This is a genomic window from Pantanalinema rosaneae CENA516 (genome assembly GCF_050753385.1).
Classification (GTDB): domain Bacteria; phylum Cyanobacteriota; class Cyanobacteriia; order Leptolyngbyales; family Leptolyngbyaceae; genus Pantanalinema; species Pantanalinema rosaneae.
Window position 1 is genome coordinate 1 of record NZ_JBLZFZ010000122.1, and the last position, 5,550, is coordinate 5,550.

Below are 5,550 nucleotides of genomic sequence, written 5' to 3' on the forward strand. Positions count from 1 at the left end.
AGATGTGTATAAGAGACAGATGGGGGAGATGGGGAGGAAGCAGGGGGTGACTGAAGCGGATGGGATTTATCCGTTGTCGGATGGGATGCTGGTGTTGGGGCGATCGTGTCGTTAGGCTGAGGTGGATCAATATGCCGACTGTCAACCCAACGGATTCGGTGCTGCGGCAGATGTTGACGGAGGCTCAGGTGATTGCGGTGATGGGACATTCGGACAGACCCGATCGCGTCAGTTACCAGATTGCCCAATTTTTGCGGCAAGCGGGGTATACCGTGTATCCAGTGAACCCATCGGTGCGCGAAATTGATGGTCAGCCGTGTTATTCGTCGCTGCGCGAAGTGCCGGAAGCGATCGATATTGTGAATGTGTTTCGTCGATCGCAGTTTTTAGCCGGGGTGGTGGAGGAGGCGATCGCGGTTCACGCTAAAACGGTATGGGCACAATTGGGAATCGCTGATCCGGTAGCGGCACAACTGGCGCAAGAAGCAGGATTAACGATAGTGATGGATGCTTGCATTAAGGTGGAATATTGGCGGTTGGGGATCGAAATCGCAAGGTGCTGATTGATACACCGTTTATCGCTGGAACAGGGCAAGGTAAGCTAGATGACTTGCTGTACTTGCCTTCTGGGAGTTAGTCTTATGAAGACGCTGGCGGAGATTCAGCAGTGGCTTGTCCAAAATAAGTCGTTTTTACAGGAACGTTACAACGTCCGGGAACTCGGGATTTTTGGTTCTTATGTGAGGCAAGAACAGACTGAAACGAGCGATATCGATGTGTTGGTAGAGTTTTTTGAGACACCAAGCTTGTTAAAATTTGTCAATCTGGAACACTATCTCAGTGACAATCTGGGAGTCAAAGTCGATTTGGTGCATAAGTCTGGTTTAAAACCACGCCTTGGAGAGCGGATTTTGGCAGAGGTTATCTATTTGTGAGTCAGAGAGAAGTTGCAGACTACTTGCAAGATATTCTGGATGCGATTGCGGCGATCGAGTAGTTTACGGCAGGTATTGAGTTTGCAGCTTTCTCACAAAATTTAGAAAAGGTGTTTGCCGTTTCTAGGGCGATCGAAATTATTGGCGAAGCCGTAAAGCGCATTCCGGATTCAGTAAGAAGCCAATATCCGGCTATCCCCTGGCGTGATATTGCTGGAATACGAGATAAATTGATTCATGATTATTTTAATACTGATGTAGAAATTATTTGGAGGGCAGTGCAGGAGGATGTCCCTCAGTTAAAGACCATGATCTCTGGAGTTTTGGAGGATTTGAATCGTTAATGCCGAAAGGTTACGTGCTAGGTGTTTTAGTCACCTGTAGCGGCTAATCTTAATCGATCGTAGGGATTACCTAATTGAATCAATTCGACTTTCGCCACAACTCGGAATTAGAGCAAGTATCCTGGATAGAGTGCATTTTTTCCTAGTTATTCGCTCTACTGGATCAGTCTATGTCCTGCTTTCGCTCCAGAAATATTCTATCGGTATTAAAACAATGGGGACGGGCGATCGTGCTATCCCTGCTGCTAACGGTGTTTGGTTGGGTGACAGTAGCAGAAAGCGTGTGGGCACAACCAGCGACGACCCAATCGATTCAGCCGTATCTCGATCGCGTCATCGATCAGGTAACAGAGTTCAAACTCGCCAATGGCATGAAATTCATTGTGCTGGAGCGGCATAAAGCCCCGACGGTTTCGTTTCTGACCTACGCGGATGTGGGGGGAGCCGATGAACCAAATGGCAAAACTGGCGTGGCTCATTTCCTGGAACATCTGGCGTTTAAGGGCACCAGCCGGATTGGCACAACTGATTACCAGACCGAGAAACCCTTACTCGATCGCCTGGATCAGTTGGCAGATCAGATCCAAGTCGCGACTCAGCAAGGACAAACGGCAGAAGTCCAAAAGCTACAGGCAGAGTTTACCAAAGTGGAAGCTGCTGCGTCAGAACTGGTGCAACAGAATGAACTGGGGCGGATTGTGGAACAGTCTGGAGGGGTGGGACTGAATGCCAATACCTCTACCGATGCCACTCGCTATTTTTATAGTTTTCCCTCAAATAAATTAGAACTCTGGATGTCGCTGGAGTCGGAACGCTTCTTAGATCCCGTATTTCGGGAATTTTATAAGGAAAAAGAGGTGATTCTGGAAGAACGGCGAATGCGGACGGATAATTCGCCGATCGGGCAAATGATCGAAGCCTTTCTGGAGACTGCCTTTAAGGTGCATCCCTATCATCGTCCGGTGATTGGCTATGACCAGGATATTCGCAACCTGACACGGCAGGATGTGCAGACATTTTTTGATACCCATTATGTGCCGAATAATTTGACGATCGCCATCGTGGGCGATGTGAATCCAGCAGAGGTTAAACGGTTAGCGAATACCTACTTTGGTCGCTTTCCCAGCAGACCTGCTCCACCGGAAGTAATCGCCGTGGAACCACCACAAACCGCAACGCGGGAAGTCACCTTGCGACTGAAATCGCAACCCTGGTATTTAGAAGGCTACCACGCTCCAGCCTTTAAGCATCCGGATCATATTGTCTATGACATGATGGGGGATATTCTCAGCAGTGGGCGGACTTCCCGACTGTATAGATCCTTGGTGGAACAGCAACAGGTGGCACTAACGGCACAGGGCTTTACGGGATTTCCAGGGGACAAGTTTGATAATTTGATGCTGTTTTATGCTCTGACCGCTCCCGGACATACGGTGGAAGAAGTGGCAAAATCGTTGCGAACGGAAATCGATCGCTTAAAAACAGAACCTGTATCGGCGGCAGAACTCGATCGCGTCAAAACTCAGGCAAAGGCGGGATTGCTACGTTCCCTATCGTCTAATAGTGGCATGGCGCAATTGTTACTGGAATATGAGGTGAAAACTGGCAACTGGCGCAACCTGTTTACAGAAATTGAGAAAATTGAAGCGATTACGGCGGCGGATATTCAACGGGTGGCTCAAGCGACTTTAACGCCTGAGAATCGGACGATCGGGCGGATTCTGCCCCAGGATAGTTAGGATTTTTCCTTGCTCCCAATGCTCTTACCCTCGCTAGAATAGTGTCCCAATGACCTATGGCAGGGGAGTCCGTCGATGCTCAGTACCTCAGATTTGTTAAACCGCGCGTTGCAACATCACCAGGCAGGGCAGGTAACTGAGGCGGAACAGCTATACCGCCAAATTCTGGTGCAACAACCGGATGCCGTGGATGCCTTGAACTTTCTCGGGGCATTGCTGTATCAACAGGGGCGATTTGAGGAAGCATTAGCGGGCTTTGAGCAGGTATTGGCACAGCAACCGAATACTCCTGATGCCCATAATAGTGTGGCGATCGCCCTGCGGGGATTGGGTCGGTTAACGGAGGCGATCGGGCACTATCGGCAGGCGTTGGAGCTAAAGCCAGATCATCCTGAGGTATTGAATAATCTGGCGAATGCGCTGCGGGAGTCAGGTCAACTGGAGGAAGCGATCACCACCTACGCACGATCGCTAAAGCTGAAACCAAATTATCCCGAAGCCCACAATAACCTGGGAGCGGCTTTAAAGGATTTGGGCAGATTGGAGGAAGCCATTCCCCATTACCGGGAAGCCATGCTGCTGAAGCCGAACTACCCGGAAGCCCATCACAATTTAGGGGTAGCACTACAACGCCAGGGGCAGCTTGATGAGGCGATCGACTACTATCGGCAGGCGATCGCGCTTAAGCCGAATTTCCCTGAGGCGTACAACAGTTGGGGACATGCGTTACAGCAACAAGGAAAGTATGATGAGGCAGTTGTCCAACATCAACGGGCGATCGACCTGAAACCGGATTTTGCCGAAGCGCACCATAGTTTAGCCAATGCCCTGCAACTGCAAAACAAGTTAGAGGCGGCGATCGCAGCGTATCAGCAAGCCTTGGCGATTCGCCCTGACTATCCAGAAGCATTGAATAATTTAGGCAATGCCTATCAGGAATTTGGTCAGCCAGACCAGGCGATCGCGCAATATCAAAAGGCGTTAGAATATCGTCCTAATTTTGCCGAGGCTTACAGTAATTTAGGGGCGTTATTAAAAGATCAACGGAAAATAGATGAGGCAATTGCCTATTTTCAGAAGGCGATTGAACTGCGTCCCGATTATGCCGAAGTTCACAATAACCTGGGGAATGCCTATCAGGAACAGAACAAAATCGATGACGCGATCGCCTGTTATCGGCGTGCTTTGGAAATTAATCCCGATCTGGCAGAAACCCATAGCAACCTGGGGAATATGCTGCAACAGTACGGTGAGTTTGAGGTGGCGTTTGATCACTTCCAGCAAGCCCTGCGAATTCAACCGGACTTTGCCGGAGCTTACAACAATTTGGGCATTGCTTTACGGAACTGTAATCGGATTGAAGAAGCCTTTGTAGCTTACGATCGAGCGATTGACCTGAAACCTGAATTTGTCGAAGCGCACTGGAATAAAGCCCTGACCTACTTGTTAGCCGGTGATCTGGAACCAGGGTTTGCCGGATATGAATGGCGGTTCCAGTGGAGCAAGTTTCAGGAGCAAAATCCGCCGCGTCCCTTTCCGGGCGATCGCTGGGATGGTTCACCCCTCAACGGTAAAACGATTTTTCTGCATACAGAACAGGGCATGGGCGATGCGATTCAGTTTATTCGCTATGTGCCGATCGTCGTGCAACGAGGCGGACGTGTGGTGGTGGAATGCCATCCCCCTCTGGTCAATTTATTTCAACGGATACCTGGGATTGCTGAAGTGATTCCCTATGGCAAACCCTTGCCTGCGTTTGATGTCCATGCGCCGTTGATGAGTCTGCCGTTTATTTTGGGGACGACGATCGCGACGATTCCGGCGGATGTGCCGTATTTGGGTGGTGGGGGAGGTGAGAGAGATGAGGGAGGTGAGGCTGGGTTAAAGATTGGGTTGGTATGGAATGGGAATCCGCAAAATCCGTATAACCGCAGTCGGGCAGTCCCGTTGGCAAAACTATTGTCATTAGCTGAGTTACCACAGGTGCAACTGTATAGTTTGCAGAAAGAAATTCAGTCTACGGATTTAGAGTTGTTGCAAGCTCATCCTGAAATTCACGATTTACGGGAGCAATTGTTGGATTTTGTCGATACGGCGACCTGGATTCAGCAATTAGATTTAGTCATTAGTGTCGATACGGCGGTAACGCATTTAGCGGGTGCATTAGGTAAACCTGTTTGGTTGCTACTACCGTTTGCCCCCGACTGGCGCTGGATGCTCGATCGCGATGATAGCCCCTGGTATCCCACGATGCGACTATTCCGCCAACCTGCTTATGGCGATTGGGATAGCGCGATCGAGCAAATGCAGAGGGTGTTATTGCAGCAGTTGGGACTGGGTGATGGGGAGGGTAAGGAAGATAGGGGAGATAAGGAAGGTAAGGAACAGAGAAAACGGCTAGTTCCGGTAAGTCGGCAGGGTAAACCGTTGCCCAAACAGCAACTCTCGCGTCAGTCGCCAGCGATCGTCACCCATACAGCCTCTCGCTCTCCCCACCCCACCCCATCTTCCTCCTGTCTCTTATACACATCT

The 5,550-nt window shown here is 49.9% G+C and carries 5 protein-coding genes; all 5 read left to right on the plus strand.

Features of this window, described 5'->3' with window-relative positions; translation table 11 throughout:
• Nucleotides 1–131 precede the first annotated feature (131 nt).
• Entirely contained in the window at nt 132–563 is a 432-nt protein-coding gene (locus ACN4EK_RS31825; protein ID WP_431662462.1) for a CoA-binding protein, read from the plus strand.
• Between the two features lie 78 nt (nt 564–641).
• Nucleotides 642–935, plus strand: a complete 294-nt coding sequence (locus ACN4EK_RS31830; protein ID WP_431662463.1) for a nucleotidyltransferase family protein — start codon at nt 642–644, stop codon at nt 933–935.
• 74 nt (nt 936–1,009) lie between these two features.
• On the plus strand, nt 1,010–1,279 hold the full coding sequence (locus ACN4EK_RS31835) for a HepT-like ribonuclease domain-containing protein (RefSeq protein ID WP_431662466.1): 270 nt from the start codon (nt 1,010–1,012) through the stop codon (nt 1,277–1,279).
• Between the two features lie 170 nt (nt 1,280–1,449).
• Nucleotides 1,450–3,018, plus strand: coding sequence for a M16 family metallopeptidase (locus ACN4EK_RS31840; protein WP_431662464.1), 1,569 nt, complete (start codon nt 1,450–1,452; stop codon nt 3,016–3,018).
• Between the two features lie 75 nt (nt 3,019–3,093).
• Nucleotides 3,094–5,550: tetratricopeptide repeat protein (locus ACN4EK_RS31845; protein ID WP_431662465.1), on the plus strand; the 2,457-nt coding region annotated here is incomplete at its 3' end.

Bases quoted from the DNA above. Each gene is read 5' to 3' on its own strand.
- ACN4EK_RS31825 (WP_431662462.1), top strand. From the start codon at position 132: ATGCCGACTGTCAACCCAACGGATTCGGTGCTGCGGCAGATGTTGACG.
- ACN4EK_RS31830 (WP_431662463.1), top strand. From the start codon at position 642: ATGAAGACGCTGGCGGAGATTCAGCAGTGGCTTGTCCAAAATAAGTCG.
- ACN4EK_RS31840 (WP_431662464.1), top strand. From the start codon at position 1,450: ATGTCCTGCTTTCGCTCCAGAAATATTCTATCGGTATTAAAACAATGG.